Origin of the sequence: Sphingobacterium sp. UBA865, assembly GCF_002295765.1 — a bacterium.
In the GTDB taxonomy this organism is placed as follows: domain Bacteria; phylum Bacteroidota; class Bacteroidia; order Sphingobacteriales; family Sphingobacteriaceae; genus Sphingobacterium; species Sphingobacterium multivorum.
Window position 1 is genome coordinate 453,640 of record NZ_DBGB01000031.1, and the last position, 15,195, is coordinate 468,834.

At 40.8% G+C, this 15,195-nt stretch carries 15 protein-coding genes; 10 read left to right on the forward strand and 5 right to left on the reverse strand.

Annotated features, from left to right (window positions below):
* The first annotated feature begins 52 nt into the window (after positions 1–52).
* The 4 genes from priA (at position 53) to B2O97_RS17965 (ending at position 5,853) form a co-directional block, all read left to right on the forward strand.
* The gene (gene priA / locus B2O97_RS17950; protein ID WP_286767799.1) at positions 53–2,536 is read left to right on the forward strand and encodes a replication restart helicase PriA; all 2,484 of its coding nucleotides are present in this window, start codon (positions 53–55) and stop codon (positions 2,534–2,536) included.
* A gap of 235 nt (positions 2,537–2,771) precedes the next feature.
* Positions 2,772–3,428 (forward strand): protein-L-isoaspartate(D-aspartate) O-methyltransferase, encoded by a 657-nt coding sequence (locus tag B2O97_RS17955; RefSeq protein ID WP_046672736.1) that lies wholly within the window; start codon positions 2,772–2,774, stop codon positions 3,426–3,428.
* 131 nt (positions 3,429–3,559) lie between these two features.
* On the forward strand, positions 3,560–5,383 hold the full coding sequence (locus B2O97_RS17960) for a MutS-related protein (RefSeq protein ID WP_286767800.1): 1,824 nt from the start codon (positions 3,560–3,562) through the stop codon (positions 5,381–5,383).
* Between the two features lie 68 nt (positions 5,384–5,451).
* Complete coding sequence (locus B2O97_RS17965) at positions 5,452–5,853, forward strand: acyl-CoA thioesterase (protein WP_070561224.1); 402 nt, start codon at positions 5,452–5,454, stop codon at positions 5,851–5,853.
* Positions 5,854–5,944: 91 nt separating this feature from the next.
* Here the strand turns inward: B2O97_RS17965 and B2O97_RS17970 are convergent, their stop codons facing one another.
* Both B2O97_RS17970 and B2O97_RS17975 read right to left on the reverse strand, forming a co-directional pair.
* Positions 5,945–6,319 carry a DUF779 domain-containing protein gene (locus B2O97_RS17970; RefSeq protein WP_286767801.1) on the reverse strand — a complete coding sequence of 125 codons (375 nt, stop codon included), beginning with the start codon at positions 6,317–6,319 and terminating at the stop codon, positions 5,945–5,947.
* A 120-nt stretch (positions 6,320–6,439) separates the two neighbouring features.
* Positions 6,440–7,942, reverse strand: a complete 1,503-nt coding sequence (locus B2O97_RS17975; protein WP_070561223.1) for an aldehyde dehydrogenase family protein — start codon at positions 7,940–7,942, stop codon at positions 6,440–6,442.
* 174 nt (positions 7,943–8,116) lie between these two features.
* On the opposite strand from B2O97_RS17975, the gene B2O97_RS17980 reads away from it, so the two are divergent.
* Entirely contained in the window at positions 8,117–9,019 is a 903-nt protein-coding gene (locus tag B2O97_RS17980; RefSeq protein WP_046672732.1) for an AraC family transcriptional regulator, read from the forward strand.
* A 1-nt stretch (position 9,020) separates the two neighbouring features.
* Here the strand turns inward: B2O97_RS17980 and smpB are convergent, their stop codons facing one another.
* Entirely contained in the window at positions 9,021–9,476 is a 456-nt protein-coding gene (gene smpB / locus B2O97_RS17985) for an SsrA-binding protein SmpB (protein WP_046672731.1), read from the reverse strand.
* Between the two features lie 411 nt (positions 9,477–9,887).
* Between smpB and spt the strand changes: the two genes are divergently transcribed.
* The 5 genes from spt to B2O97_RS18010 are packed head-to-tail and all read left to right on the forward strand — an operon-like array spanning position 9,888 to position 14,312.
* Complete coding sequence (gene spt, locus B2O97_RS17990) at positions 9,888–11,087, forward strand: serine palmitoyltransferase (protein WP_046672730.1); 1,200 nt, start codon at positions 9,888–9,890, stop codon at positions 11,085–11,087.
* 11 nt (positions 11,088–11,098) lie between these two features.
* Positions 11,099–12,220: a hypothetical protein gene (locus B2O97_RS17995; RefSeq protein WP_070561222.1), complete on the forward strand. Its 1,122-nt coding sequence runs from the start codon at positions 11,099–11,101 to the stop codon at positions 12,218–12,220.
* Positions 12,217–13,209 (forward strand): NAD-dependent epimerase/dehydratase family protein, encoded by a 993-nt coding sequence (locus tag B2O97_RS18000; RefSeq protein ID WP_070561221.1) that lies wholly within the window; start codon positions 12,217–12,219, stop codon positions 13,207–13,209. Before B2O97_RS17995 ends, B2O97_RS18000 begins: the two co-directional genes overlap by 4 nt.
* Before the next feature lie 9 nt (positions 13,210–13,218).
* On the forward strand, positions 13,219–13,911 hold the full coding sequence (locus tag B2O97_RS18005; protein WP_070561220.1) for a CDP-alcohol phosphatidyltransferase family protein: 693 nt from the start codon (positions 13,219–13,221) through the stop codon (positions 13,909–13,911).
* A 2-nt stretch (positions 13,912–13,913) separates the two neighbouring features.
* Positions 13,914–14,312: a GtrA family protein gene (locus tag B2O97_RS18010; protein ID WP_046672726.1), complete on the forward strand. Its 399-nt coding sequence runs from the start codon at positions 13,914–13,916 to the stop codon at positions 14,310–14,312.
* Positions 14,313–14,679: 367 nt separating this feature from the next.
* On the opposite strand, the gene B2O97_RS18015 is transcribed toward B2O97_RS18010, so the two are convergent.
* Together B2O97_RS18015 and B2O97_RS18020 are read right to left on the reverse strand one after the other, a co-directional pair.
* Positions 14,680–14,877, reverse strand: coding sequence for a hypothetical protein (locus B2O97_RS18015; protein ID WP_139144877.1), 198 nt, complete (start codon positions 14,875–14,877; stop codon positions 14,680–14,682).
* Positions 14,855–15,067 (reverse strand): hypothetical protein, encoded by a 213-nt coding sequence (locus tag B2O97_RS18020; RefSeq protein WP_112375125.1) that lies wholly within the window; start codon positions 15,065–15,067, stop codon positions 14,855–14,857. Before B2O97_RS18020 ends, B2O97_RS18015 begins: the two co-directional genes overlap by 23 nt.
* Between the last annotated feature and the right edge of the window lie 128 nt (positions 15,068–15,195).

Sequence of the window (15,195 nt, forward strand, 5' to 3'; positions counted from 1 at the left end):
TGACCGCTATTCCTGAAGGTTTTTTTGTACTTTTATACCATAATTTGAATTTATGTCCAATCCACAATATACGATTTTTAGTGAAAGAGATACGCTGTTTGTTGATGTGGTCCTACCACTAGCATTGGCAAGAACATATACATATCGTATTCCGGTTGACTGGAACGATCGTGTGCAGGTCGGTGTACGTGTCATCGTGCAATTTGGACGGAATAAGATCTATTCTGCGGTTGTCAAGTCCATTAGCCAGGAAGCACCAAAGCACTATGAAGCAAAGTATATTTTGGACATCATTGATGAAAAACCCATTGTCAATTTAGCTCAGTTTAAACTGTGGGACTGGCTAGCCGATTATTATATGTGTAGTTTGGGCGAAGTCATGCAGGCAGCGCTGCCCTCGGCATTGAAGCTGGCCAGTGAGACCAAAGTCGTTTCATCGATTGGGGAAGAATTTGACCGTTCCACACTATCAGATAAGGAGTATCTCATCATCGAAGCTTTGGAGGTGGCGGGAGAACTAAAAGTCAATGATATTGTGAAATTGCTGGGACAAAAAACAGTCTTCCCTATATTAAAACAATTATTTGACAAAGGAATTGTTTTGATTTCTGAAGAGATTACAGAACGATATAAACCCAAGACCAAAGCATTTTTGCGTTTTGCGCCCGACTTTCGAAATGAAGATGCAAAAAGAGAATTGTTGGATAGCTTAAACCGTGCGCCAAAACAACAAGATGCGGTATTGGCATTTATGCAGCTGGTCAAAAAAACGGAGGAGATTACGCGGCCCATGCTGGCGGAGGCCTCGGGCTGTGGTAACGGCGCAATTACCGCTTTGATTGATAAAGGTGTTTTTGAAATAAAGGAAAAGGTTGTATCCCGATTTCAGGGGGAGGATATCGAATTGGATGCCAATTTTCAATTTAATGAAAATCAGCAAAGGGCTTATACCGAAATACAAGCGTCGTTTGAAGAGAAGGACGTTACACTGTTGCATGGTGTGACTGCTTCGGGAAAAACACAAATTTATATACGGCTTATTGAACAAGCAATCGCTGCGGGAAAATCAGCTCTCTATCTACTGCCTGAGATTGCGCTGACAGCGCAGATTACAGCTCGCTTAAAGTTGCATTTCGGCGATAAACTGGGGGTGTACCACTCTAAGTTTAATGATAATGAACGTGCCGAGGTGTGGCATAAAGTCATGAAGAATGAATTTCAGGTTGTGATTGGAGCTCGTTCTTCCGTCTTTCTGCCATTTCAGGATTTAGGGATCATCATCGTTGATGAAGAGCACGAAAGCTCCTATAAGCAGTTTGATCCAGCCCCACGTTACCATGCCCGCGATACGGCCATTTACCTCGGATTTCTACATCAGACCAAAGTACTATTGGGATCCGCGACGCCTTCTTTGGAAAGTTATTACAATGCCAAAGCTAAGAAGTATGGCTTTGTGCAGCTGCTTGAGCGTTATGGCAACGCCCAATTGCCAAGTATTGAGTTGGTGAATATTCCCGAAGAAGGAAGAAAGGAAAATATGTTTTCCTATTTTTCGGGTACCTTGTTAAAGGCAATTGAAGAAGCTGTAAAAAATAAAGAGCAGGTTATATTATTTCAAAATAGACGTGGGCACACGACAATGATCCAGTGTAATACCTGTGGATTTGTTGCAAAATGTGTCAATTGTGATGTCAGCTTAACCTATCACAAGAGCTCTAATATGATGCATTGCCATTACTGTGGTCATGTGGAGCCTCCACTTCGTGTTTGTCCAGCCTGTGGAATGCCCCATATCGAAAGTAAAGGCTTCGGTACAGAACGGGTAGAGGAAGAACTTGAAATCCTGATGCCCGAAATCCGCATCGGTCGCTTGGATCTGGATTCCACAAAAGGCAAATATGGTTTCGACAAAATTATCACGGCTTTTGATGAGCATGAATTTGATGTTCTTATAGGGACACAAATGGTCGCTAAGGGGCTCGATTTCGGAAGAGTAAGCCTTATTGGTGTTGTCAATGCAGATACGATCATTAACTTTCCGGATTTCCGTTCGTATGAACGATCATTTTCGTTATTTTCCCAGGTAGCAGGACGCGCAGGTCGACGTGAAGCCGGCGGAAAAGTTATCATCCAGAGCTACACCACGAATCATCGGGTTTTGGAACAGGTGGTCAATAACGATTATGAAGGGATGTTTATGACTGAAATTACAGAACGTAAAAACTATCTTTATCCTCCTTTCTACCGTCTCATTCGGATTGATATTAAACATACGGATTTTCAGAAATGCTATGATTCGGCCAATCGTTTTGCCTCGGCGCTGCGGCAACAGTTGGGTGCAAGGGTATTGGGACCGGAGCCGCCTTTAGTTTCTCGTGTGCGGAATAATTTTATCCAGACCATTACCTTGAAGATTGAGCGAACAAATATTAGTATTGCAAAGGTCAAGGAATTGATCCGTTCGGTGCTCCTCGATTTTGAAATCGATAAAACCAATGCTGGTGTGCGCGTTCAGGTCGATGTAGATCCTTATTAGTGACAGCTATTGCCCGCATTAACTTGTAAAAACGAGCGTTCTTGGTAAACTTAAATCACATGCGCTTATCGTTTTCTTCGCGGCCAAATTCAAGAGGTCAACGGAGGTTGAGCCTAAGGGAAAGATGATTCGGAAAATAAAGCAAATTAACTTGAAAATACGTACAGTGTTGGTATTGAATTATTTGTGATTAATTCTGTTTAATGTGCCTTTTAAAAGGTAAATTTGAAACATCATGGCGTACAAGTTTATTGATAATTATCGGGAGAAAGGTGCTCGTAAGAAATTGGTTGAACATCTAAAAAGCCGGGGCATTGCGGACCAGAAAGTATTAGATGCCATTGGCAAGGTACCACGTCACTATTTTTTTGATGAAACATTCTGGAATCAGGCCTATCGGGATATTGCTTTTCCAATAGGTGACGGACAAACAATTTCGCAGCCGTATACCGTCGCCTATCAATCTGAACTGCTCCACGTGAAAAAAGGAGATAAAGTACTGGAAATTGGTACGGGATCGGGGTACCAAACCTGTATCTTGTTGGAACTTGGCGCAGAGGTGTATACTATCGAACGTCAGGAAAACCTATATCAACGAACCATTCAAGTGTTGCCCTACATGGGCTATAAACCAAATTTCTTTTTAGGTGATGGCTCCAAGGGAATCGAAGAGCACGCCCCTTATGACAAGATTATTGTCACTGCAGGTGCGCCTTTCGTGCCAGAGGTTATGTTGAAGCAGTTGAAAATGGGCGGAATTTTTGTGATCCCTGTAGGAGACGAAAAATCGCAAAAGATGATGACGATCATTCGGGTAGGTGAAAATGATTTTGACCGTATCGAATTGGATACGTTTCGTTTTGTGCCTTTGGTGGGTGATCAAGCTTGGTAGGAGATCCATTCAACCAGTTCCGATGGCCTCCCCCAAGGTCTGCGAGTGACAATCGAGCCCTTGTTTCTTGAGCAGATGCAAAATAGCCATGATTAAATTGAAATGAACGTGAAAGAATAAATATTCACCTTATGACGCCAACTGCAATACAATATGACCAAAAGCATCGCGAAACCGCTTCAACTGTGGTCAAATTAAATAAACAAGTCAACACGCTCAGCTTGTCGCGGCTATTTGTGATACTCGGTGGCGGAGCGTTGTTATTTTATACCTTTCAACTGGAAAGCCTTCCGCTGGTTTTTTTCTGCTTTTTTGGACTATTGTTCCTATTTGCCTATCTGGTGCGGAAGCAGAGCCAGTTAGAGCTTCAGAAGAACTATTTTGAAGCTTATTTGAAAGTTTTGGCAAATGAACAGGCCCTAGCAGAAGGGAAACTAAACATGTATGACCATGGTGAGCATTTCGAAAACGGAGCTCATCCTTATAGCTCCGATATGGATATCTTTGGCACATACTCCTTATTCGCGCAGATAAATCGGGCAACGACCAAACAGGGGATTGATCTTTTGGCTTCTTGGCTTGATGCGCCTCTCCAAAGCAATCAAATTCAACGCAATCAAGAAGCATCCCAGGAACTCGAAAATGAATCCGAATGGATATGGGATTTTCAGGCAAAGCTCTTGGCCAATCTGAACCATAAATTGGATATCAAGGCATTTTTGACAAATTACTTTCAAGACCGAAATTTTCAATTCGGAAATGCTTTTATGCGATTTTATATCAAAGCAGGCCCTGTTTTATTTTTGGTCGTTTTAGCGGGCAGCTTTTTCGTGCCAAAATTGGCTGGAGTGGCAACCTTGATAGGACTATTTCATATTCTTTGGGCATTGGCCAAAGCAGGAAGTGTGAGTATGTTCTCGTCGCGAATAGACAAAATTGGTGGCGTGCTGGGATCATATGCAGATGCGATTCAATCGGTCGAAGACCACGCATGGAAGTCTATTGCTATGCAGGAGATCGCCGGAGAGCTAAAACAAAACCGGGGAACAGCATCCATTTCCTTTGCCTTTAAAAAACTCGCTGGTCTTATTAACAACTTGGACGCACGGAATAATGTCTTTGTTGGGCTATTTCTAAACCTATTTCTCCTTTGGGACTTTAGACAAGTATTGGCTATTGTTGATTGGAAGAATAAATACGAAAACGAGATTCTGAATTCATTCGATACCTTGGCTAAGGTGGAGGCTGTCACTAGTCTTGCTATTTGGAAGAGAAACCATTCGTCTTATAGTTATCCAGTAATTTTGGATAATCCGCTGGAAAATAAGATTGACGCGCAAGGGTTATATCATCCACTGATCCCAAGCAGTCAGGTCGTCGCCAATGATTACAGTAGTATAGATCATCGTGTTGCTTTGGTAACAGGTTCAAACATGGCTGGAAAGAGTACATTTCTGCGGACAGTAGGTATTAATGCAATTTTGGCTTATGCCGGAGCTGCGGTTGCAGCGACTTCTTTTCAGCTCCCGATTTACAAACTAATATCCTATATGCGCATCAAGGATAACCTGAATGAAAGTACGTCGACATTTAAAGCAGAACTGAATCGGATGAAATTTATATTGGATACAGTTTCAGTACATAGCGATAGCTTTTTTCTAATCGATGAGATGCTTCGTGGAACAAATTCGGTCGACAAATATCTTGGCTCCCGTGCAATCATAAAGAAACTGGTTCGATTGGACGGTAAGGGTATGGTGGCTACACACGACTTACAACTGTCCAGTTTACAAGAGGAATTCCCGGGAGATATCAAAAATTATCATTTTGACATTCGTGTTGATGCGGGGCAGATGCTGTTTGATTATAAGCTGAAGATAGGGGAATGTAAGATATTCAATGCGTCGCTCTTATTGAAAGGTATAGGCGTGGATATTGACGAAAATATGGAATAAAAATGACGGAACTGGAGCTAGATTGGTTTACATTTGTCTCCTCTTAAATCCACTAAATAAAACAATAAATGACTTTACAAGAACGTATTGATTTATCAGAAACACATGTTTGCACGACCGTGTTTCCGTTTTTGACAAATCATCACGATACTTTATTCGGCGGCAAGGCAATGTCCATTATGGACGAAGTATCGTTTATGGCTGCGACACGATTTTGCCGCAAAACGTTGGTGACTGTATCGACAGACCGTATTGACTTCAATAAGGCAATTCCTTCCGGAAGTATTATTGAAGCGGTCGCGCGGGTTCAAAATGTAGGCCGGACCAGCTTGAAGGTGAAGGTCGACATATTTTTGGAACATATGTACAAGGAAGGAAGAGAATTGGCCATTGAGGGTGTTTTTACATTTGTTGCCCTTGATGAAAACAGACAGCCAATTCCAGTCCTTGAAGGCTTGGATATTGAATAAAATTTTAGCTTCCGAATGCGGAAACTCGAGAGAGATTTTTTTAAAATTATAACATGGAAAAGGGTCGCAGATTGCAATGCGACCCTTTTTGTCATTCGTTTCTCTTGATTGGGCTGAGGTCGTTAAGTTCTTCGGCTGTAAATAAACGATAATGAACTTTGAAAGTTTTACCCAGTGGGGTTTCCAATGAGAATCCCCCCGGACCAAATCCATCCAGCACATCGAGTGTGAAATGCGCATGTTTCCAATATTCAAAGAGATCCCGATCCATCCAAAACTCATATCCTTCGGCTAATCCGATCATGGCGTCATTTGTCCTAGGAAAATAACCTCCTTCCTCAAAACACTGTGGCTGTGTACCCTCGCAGCAACCTCCGGCCTGATAAAACATTAATTTACCATGCTTCGCTTCAAGTTCATGAATGAGCTCCCTGGCTTTTTCAGTGATGTCTAGTCTATTGATCATGGTGAAATTCGTTTATGTGTTTTAGCATTGACGAATAGGAAATTCAGCTGAAGGGGCAGCATTTGCTCCCCCTAAACTCGGGTATCTAGCTGTTCGAAAAGAATACCCGGTACGCTTCAGTTAAAAGAAACCAAGTTTTTCTTTACTGTAGGAAATCAACATATTTTTAGCCTGTCTGTAATGGGCAAGCATCATTTTATGGTTTTCCCGTCCAATTCCTGATTGTTTGTATCCGCCAAATGGGGCACCCGCTGGGTAGGAGTGATACTGATTTACCCAAACACGTCCTGCTTGTATGGCACGTGGGATCTGATAAAGCTGATGTGCATCTCGGGTCCATACACCTGCTCCGAGACCATACATGGTGTCGTTGGCGATAGCAATTGCTTCTTGTTCATCCTTGAACGTGGTGACTGCAAGCACGGGACCGAAGATTTCTTCCTGGAAAATACGCATGCTATTATCGCCTTTGAATAGGGTAGGTTTGATGTAGTAGCCTTCTTCAAAACCAGCACCGACATTGTTTTCATCACCGCCGGTCAATACTTCGGCCCCTTCTTCTTTGCCAAGTTTAATATAGGACATAATTTTGTCCTTTTGGATCTTCGATGCCTGAGCACCCATCATTGTTGTTGGGTCTAATGGATCGCCCACTTTGATCTGATTAACCCGATCGACTACTTTAGCGATAAATTTTTCATAAATGTCCTCCTGGATCAGTAAACGAGAAGGACAGGTACAAATTTCGCCCTGATTGAGTGCGAATAATACGGCTCCTTCCACTGCTTTGTCCAAAAATGCATCGTCTGCATCCATAACCGAACTAAAGAAAATATTGGGCGATTTCCCACCCAATTCTAGGGTTACCGGAATGATATTTTCAGTCGCATATTGCATAACCAAACGTCCAGTTGCTGTGGAACCAGTGAATGCTGCTTTGGAAACCTTTGGGTTTGTGACCAAAGAACGACCAAGTTCTGCGCCGAAACCGTTAACGATATTGACTACTCCGGCAGGAATCAGATCACCGATAATCTCCATAAGGACAAGAATGGATGTGGGTGTACTTTCAGCAGGTTTTAATACGACGGTGTTCCCTGCGGCAAGGGCCGGAGCTAGTTTCCATACGGCCATTAGAATCGGGAAATTCCATGGAATAATCTGTGCAACAACTCCGATTGGTTCGTGTACAATCAGTGACACTGTATTGCTGTCCAATTCGCTTATGGACCCCTCTTCAGCGCGGATTACACCAGCAAAATACCTGAAATGGTCGATTGCCAATGGGATATCGGCATTTAATGTTTCACGTACCGCTTTTCCGTTGTCTATCGTTTCAACGGCGGCGATATATTCTAAATTAGCTTCAATGCGGTCAGCAATTTTATTGAGGATAATACTTCGTTCTGTAGCCGAGGTTTGTCCCCAAGTTTCAAAAGCTTTAGCGGCGGTGTCGACAGCGAGATCCAGATCTTCTTTTGTTGAATGGGCAACTTGAGTAAACACTTTTCCATCTACCGGCGAAATATTATCGAAGTATTTTCCTTGAATTGGTGCGACAAATTTACCACCAATGTAGTTGTCATATCGTTCTTTGAACGATGGTCTTTTGATTGCGCTCATATGGTTTATTTATTAATTATTTTTAATCCCTTCTTATCAAAGTTAGCCAGCAATTATTCAATGGTGTAGCAGAATTGATCCAAAACATAGCACAATTGTGGCACATAACTTTCGCTCATAGTTTATTTATTTATTATATTTGATTGACTGCCAATTATATTTAATTGTTGCACTATGGAAAATAGGACGCTGATTCATACATTGCCATTTTCGCGGAAGGGGGAGCTCAGCACATTAGTGGAGAACAGACGCGCATTTACGTTAGATAGCTTGGAGCTTAATATCTACGAAACATATCGGATATCGCAGCATGTACCTTTATGTTTTGATGATTTGGTTATGATTAATATGATCCAGGGTAAAAAAATCATGCATTTGGAGAATGTAAAGGCTTTTGACTATCTGCCCGGTCAGATGATGGTGTTACCTGCATCGGTGGCTATGCATATTGATTTTCCAGAAGCGACCCTCGACCAGCCCACGCAGTGTACCGCTTTAACAATTCATAGAGAGAAGATAGCAGCAGTCTTAGATTATCTAAATGAGTTTTATCCAAAAGAACATGTCAATCAATGGCGGCTTGATCCGGAGTTTTTTCACCTGTACAATTCGACTGAGCTTGCCGATCTGGTGAACAAGTTGTTTCAGATCATTATTAGTGAAAATCCGTTGAAAGATGTGCTTGCAGATCTGACCTTTAAAGAGCTTACGATTCGGCTACTTCAGTCACAGTCGATGATGGCATTAAAAATTGGGAAGTCGCCCAACAAAGTACTGTTACACGTGCAGGAATTTATTCAGAAACATATTACCGAGAAAATTTCAATTGGTCTATTGGAGCGGACTGCTCACATGAGCAAAGCGAGCCTTACGCGGATGTTTAACCGTGAACTTGGACTTAGTCCAATGGAGTATGTGATCCAACAGCGTATCGAGAAGGCAAAAAAGATGCTTTTACTCACCCGTAATGTAAAGGAGTCGTGCTATGGGGCAGGATTTAATGATGTCAACTACTTTGTTCGGCTTTTTAAAAGCAGGGTAGGCATGACGCCAGGCGCATTTGTCCTGGCGCGTTAACCTAAAATTTCATCACGCGATCAAGCTCACGTTTAACATCTCTTTCTTTGATGTTTTCTCGTTTGTCAAAATCTTTTTTACCCTGTGCCAAGGCAATTTCAACTTTGGCAAACCCCCGGGCACTGATAAAGATGCGTAGGGGTACTATGGTAAAACCACGTTCTTCCCCTTTCTCTTTCAGTTTTTTTAATTCTCTTTTTGTCAATAGCAGTTGACGGTCGCGTTTTGCTTCATGGTTATAGAAAGATCCCATGGAATATTCGGCAATGTGCATGTTACGGATGTATAATCCGTCCTCAAAAAAACTACAGAAACTATCGTTAATATTTGCCTTTCCTTCGCGTATGGATTTTATTTCTGTACCCAATAATCGAATTCCTGCAATGTACTTGTCCAGTAAGTGGTATTCAAAAGAAGCTTTTTTATTTTTTATATTGATATCTGAAGATAAAGCCATATATTGTTGTATATTAGTAAGTCTATACCATTGCTATTGCAATGAACCTAAATGTAACTAATTATAGGATAATTTAAAGTTCGCAAATATAATTATTAAAATTGTCTTATTTTAAAGTAGAATTGTGTGGGGCGGATGTTAGCGGAGTATTAAAATAAAATTAACTGTTTTGGGCGATGTGTTAAAAATATGACTAAATTTAAGTGAAAGTCAGATTATGTTTTCGTATGTTTGCAACGTTTTTTGGAATTATTGTGAATATATACAACGTAGCATTTCAACTTACATTGTGGATATAGCAGATTTTTAGTCGGAGACCGAGTTTTTTATATAAAAGTCCAATTCGATAATTTTGTTTGTTACAATAACATCTAAAAGTTAGAAATAGTTTTAGAAATACCTTTTTATCGCATGAGTAAAGGAAAGTTAGGCGAGAAAATATCGCAATTTAAGATTGTTGAGGAGTTGAAAGCTAAGGGCTTATATGCCTATTTTAGACCTATTCAATCAAAACAAGATACCGAAGTAAAAATCGATGGTAGACGTGTGTTGATGTTTGGTTCTAACTCTTATTTAGGGTTAACGACTGATACACGTATTATAAAAGCAGCGCAAGATGCTTTGGAAAAGTATGGTACTGGATGTGCTGGATCTCGTTTCTTAAACGGTACGTTGGATATTCACGTGGAACTGGAAGAAAAATTATCTGCTTATGTAGGTAAAGAAGCCGCTATTCTGTTTAGTACAGGATTCCAATCAAATCTAGGGCCTTTGTCATGTCTAATGGGACGTAATGATTATATTTTGTTGGATGAGCGTGACCACGCATCAATTATTGATGGTAGCCGTTTGTCTTTTTCCAAAGTAATCAAATACGGACACAATAATATGGAGGACTTACGTGCTAAGTTATCACGCCTACCTGAGGATAGTGCGAAGTTAATTTGTACGGATGGTATCTTTAGTATGGAGGGGGATATTGTTAATTTGCCTGAACTTACGTCGATTGCCAATGAGTTTGATGCTGCAGTAATGGTCGACGATGCACACAGTTTAGGTGTTATTGGGCACAAAGGAGCTGGTACAGCTTCTCATTTTGGGCTTAATGATGATGTAGACTTGATTATGGGTACATTTAGTAAATCGTTAGCATCTTTAGGTGGATTTGTCGCAGGTGATGCAGATGTGATCGATTTCTTAAAACATAATGCCCGCTCTGTGATGTTCAGTGCTTCAATGACTCCAGCTTCGGTTGCTTCAACATTGAAAGCTTTGGAAATTATTCAAAATGAGCCTGAGCATATTGAAAAATTATGGAAAAACACAGATTATGCCAAAGCACAATTACTGGATCATGGGTTTGATCTAGGTGCTACGGAAAGTCCTATTTTGCCAATCTTTATTCGTAGCAATGAAAAAACGTTCTGGGTAACTAAAATGCTCCAAGATGATGGGGTATTTGTTAATCCAGTTGTTTCTCCAGCAGTTCCTGCGGAAGAGTCTTTGATTCGTTTTTCATTGATGGCGACACATACTTATGACCAAATCGACGAGGCTATTGAGAAGATGGTTAAAGTATTCAAACAAGCTGAAGTTGAAACATTAATATAAAATCTAATCGTATGATTCAGATTATACCCGTTGAAACAAAGAAACAAAGACGGCTGTTTATAGATTTCCCTCATAGTCTCTATGAGGGAAATCCTAATTATGTACCTGCCTTATTTCTTGAACAAAACGATTTGCTTTCCCCTGACAAGCATCCCTTTTATAAACATTCCCAAGCACAACCTTTTCTAGCTTATCGTAACGATAAGATTGTCGGTCGTATATGTGCCATCTGGAACAATAACCATAATGCTTTCAATCATGTGAATGAAGGGCAGTGGGGTTTTTTCGATTGTATAGATGATCAAGAAGTCGCAAACGCGTTATTTGAGACTGCAGAAAAATGGGTTAAAGCTAAAGGAGGGGATACGATCGTTGGGCCGATCAATTTATCAACCAATGATACCGTTGGTTTGTTGGTTGACGGTTTTGATAAGCCCCCAGTAGCCATGATGCCCTACAATTCACCTTATTACATTGACTTGATTACCAATTCAGGTTATGGACATAAAGTGGATTTGAGAGCTTATTTGGTCATGGAAAAGTCTGCGGATAAACGTTCTGTATTGCTTTTAGATAGGTTGGAAGAGCGTTTGAAAAGATCTGGCATTACATTGCGTCAATTTAATGTGAAGGATTTTAAAAACGAAGCAGCAAAAGTTCGTGACATTTATAATAGAGCATGGGATAAAAATTCGGGTTTTGTTCCGATGACAGAGGACGAATTTAATTATACGGCCAAAGATCTAAAAATGATTCTCGATCCACGTTTTGCTATCGTTGCGGAGAAAGATGGTGAGCTTGTTGGCTTTGGTCTAGGGATACCTGATATCAATCAAATCCTTATCAAAGTGAAGCGAGGACGTCTACTTCCTACGGGTATTTTTAAATTGTTATTTGGAAAGAAAAAAATCAACTTGCTTCGTGTACTCATGTTAGGGGTATTGGAAGACTACCGTAAACTTGGTATTGAAGCATGTCTGTATGGCCGAATTATAAAAGAATCAAAAGATTCTAATATCAAAGGGGCCGAATGTTCGTGGATGTTGGAGCATAATTACATGATGAACCACGCTATAGAACAAATGAATGGAGAATTGTACAAACGTTATCGTTTGTATCAAAAATCATTATGATAGAAAAAGTATTAATCACCGGAGCGAGTGGTTTTGTAGGCTATCATTTGACAAGAGCAGCGAAAGAGGCGGGGATGGAAGTTCATGCCGCGGTGAGGAAGTCAAGTGATGTTTCAGAAATTCGCTCCGTTGTAGATAAATTTGTTTATCCGGATTTCTCTGATGAAGAGTCTATCAGCGAATTACTGGAAGCGGAAAACTATACCTATGTTGTTCATGCTGCGGCAATGACTCGTGCCAAGCACGAAGAAGATCTCGAAAAGGTCAACGTTGGTTATACAAAAAACTTGGCATCTGCTTGTTTTTATTTAAAAACTCCCATCAAAAGATTTGTTTTCGTTAGTAGTCTTGCGGCAATCGGTCCTGTTAGCTACGATGCTAACCTTATCGATGAGAGCAATCCCTATCGCCCTGTTACGGCCTATGGTCGTAGTAAACGGAAAGCGGAGCTCGCCTTGGATGATTTTAGAGATCAGCCACTAACGATTTTGCGCCCCACTGCAGTATACGGCCCTCGTGAAAAAGATATTTTTATTGTTTTTAAAACAATGAATGGCGGCCTGGATGCCTATGTTGGCCGCTCTCCTCAAAAGCTTAGCTTTATTTATGTTGCTGACCTGGTGCAGGCGATCATTCATGCCTGTCGTTTTGATCAAGGAGGAAAGCAGGTGTATAACCTCAGTGATGGGCAGGTGTATGGCCGTTATGAGTTGGCTAGATTTTTCAAAGAGTTTAGCCAAAAGAAAATGATTCGTATGCATATTCCTTTTGGTGTCGTGAAGACTATCGCGGTTATTTTTGAACGATTGTATAAAAAATCTAAAGCAATACCTGTGCTATATCCGGAGCGACTGAATGAACTTACAGCTGAAAACTGGGGCTGTGATATCTCGGCGGCTCAACGTCAGCTACAATACCAACCTAAATATGATTTGAAGAAAGGCTTAATGGAGGCATTGGCTTGGTATAAAGAAAATAAATGGCTATAATCGCAGATAATGAGTGAGTTAAAAATAAATAAAAAACTTTTTCAGGATAGAAAGAGAACAAATATCTTAAGTGAACCCGAACAAAAACTTATTTCGTACCTCGTACCTCGAATTCCAAATTGGATTACCTCGGATGGACTTACGGCAATTGGATTTTTAGGCTCCTTAATGATATTGGGGAGTTTTATCTTGGCTGAATATGTTGATATTCGCTATTTGCTTCTAGGGATCCCTGGTTTCTTTGTGCAGTGGTTTGGTGATTCATTAGATGGTCGTATCGCATTCTACCGTAATAAATCCCGTCGCTGGTACGGTTTCGCGTTGGATATTGTAATGGATTGGATTAGTACGGTTTTTATAGGATTGGGGTATGTGCTGTATACCGTGGGTGATTTTAAGTATCTGGGATTTACATTGGTCGCATTGTATGGCTGGGCAATGATTATTTCTCAGCTCAGGTATAGAATTACCGATAAGTATACGATAGACGCCGGAATTTTGGGGCCTACTGAAATTCGGGTGATTATTTCATTGGTTATGTTATTTGAAGTTTTAATGCCTGGGTCTATTAATTGGTGTGTACTGTTAATTTGTATCGCACTTTTTATAATTAATACAAATGATACACGCCTACTTCTTAAATTAGGCGATGAAAAAGATAAAGCGGATAAACTGAAAAAACAACAGGAGGAGGCTATTTAGCGATGTCTTCAAAAGTTATTACTTTTTTAAAAGCTCAACTCTCCGCCTTTTTAGGCGGATTGTTTGATTTTGGAGTATACTCTGCTTGCTATAAGCTACTTCATATCAGTGCTCCTTTTTCCAATGCAATTAGTGGTAGCCTTGGTGCTGTTGTTAATTTTTTGATCAATCGATACTGGTCCTTCGGTAGTACGCAAAAGTCCGTGGGTAGTCAGTTATGGAAATTTGTGATCGTCGTCTGTGGTAGTATTACATTGAAGTCTACAGGAATTCATTTTCTGGTCGATGTATATCATGTAAACTTTTTGTTTTCGAAACTAGTTGTTGAGTTGCTTGTTTCTTTGGGTTTCAACTATACGCTTCAGCGTTTTTGGGTTTTTAAAGCTGAAGAGAAATCGTAATTTCCTTATTTTTTACGAATCAGCTTTAGCTGTTTTCAGTTCCATTTCTTTTTCTGTTTCTTTCGATTTCTCGTGCTCTTATGTTACCAAGATTTGTTTTGATAGGATGTTAGTCGAGCTGTTGGTTTAGGTTAAAAGAGCTTTTTAACAGCCTATAGTTGCGCTAATCCTGCAAGTTGCTGTTAGTGACCGATCTGTAAGGGTAATTCAACTTTGACGCTAGGTTGCATGACGAGCTGCAATATATTGCTCATTGTATAGCTGTCGTGTTTATTTCGCTTTTGTTTACTCTAGATTTTACCTAGTATAAAGTTAGCTTTTGCTTAGCTACAACCTATACTATACCTAAACTAAACCTAACCAAACCCTAAACTAAACCTAAGTAAACAGGTAGAAAAGTATAGCTACAGAAGAAGGTATTCCGGTAGCCTGTGTTCTGCCATTGTTCTGGCCCTACCGATATCCGTCCGTCCCCTGTTATATCCTGCGTTGCTGTTTCTTTCCGACGGCACAATTTTCCGGTCTTATCAATATTCACCAGTTTATAGGCTGCGCCTATGCGCATCGTCTTCGATTGGGCGTTGAGCCGAGCGGGCTACCAAAGAGATCCCGAGCTTAAGCAGATCGAGCAATACAATGTTCATCCATGTTTCCGCTGCGGAGCCTGTATCGAGTCCCGGTTCCCGTCCCCATTCTGTCCCGGAACCGGCCTTCCCAGCCTTCCGATCACCTGTTTTACAAAAAGAATCTCGCACCGTTACAGGCAGTTAAGGGGAAAATGAAATAAATAAGAACAAAAGGCTTGGAAGTTTGTTAGTAAACTCCCTATCTTTGCACCACTCCGCAAGGGAGGGACGGTTGCCGCGAGAGCAGGGAACCATGA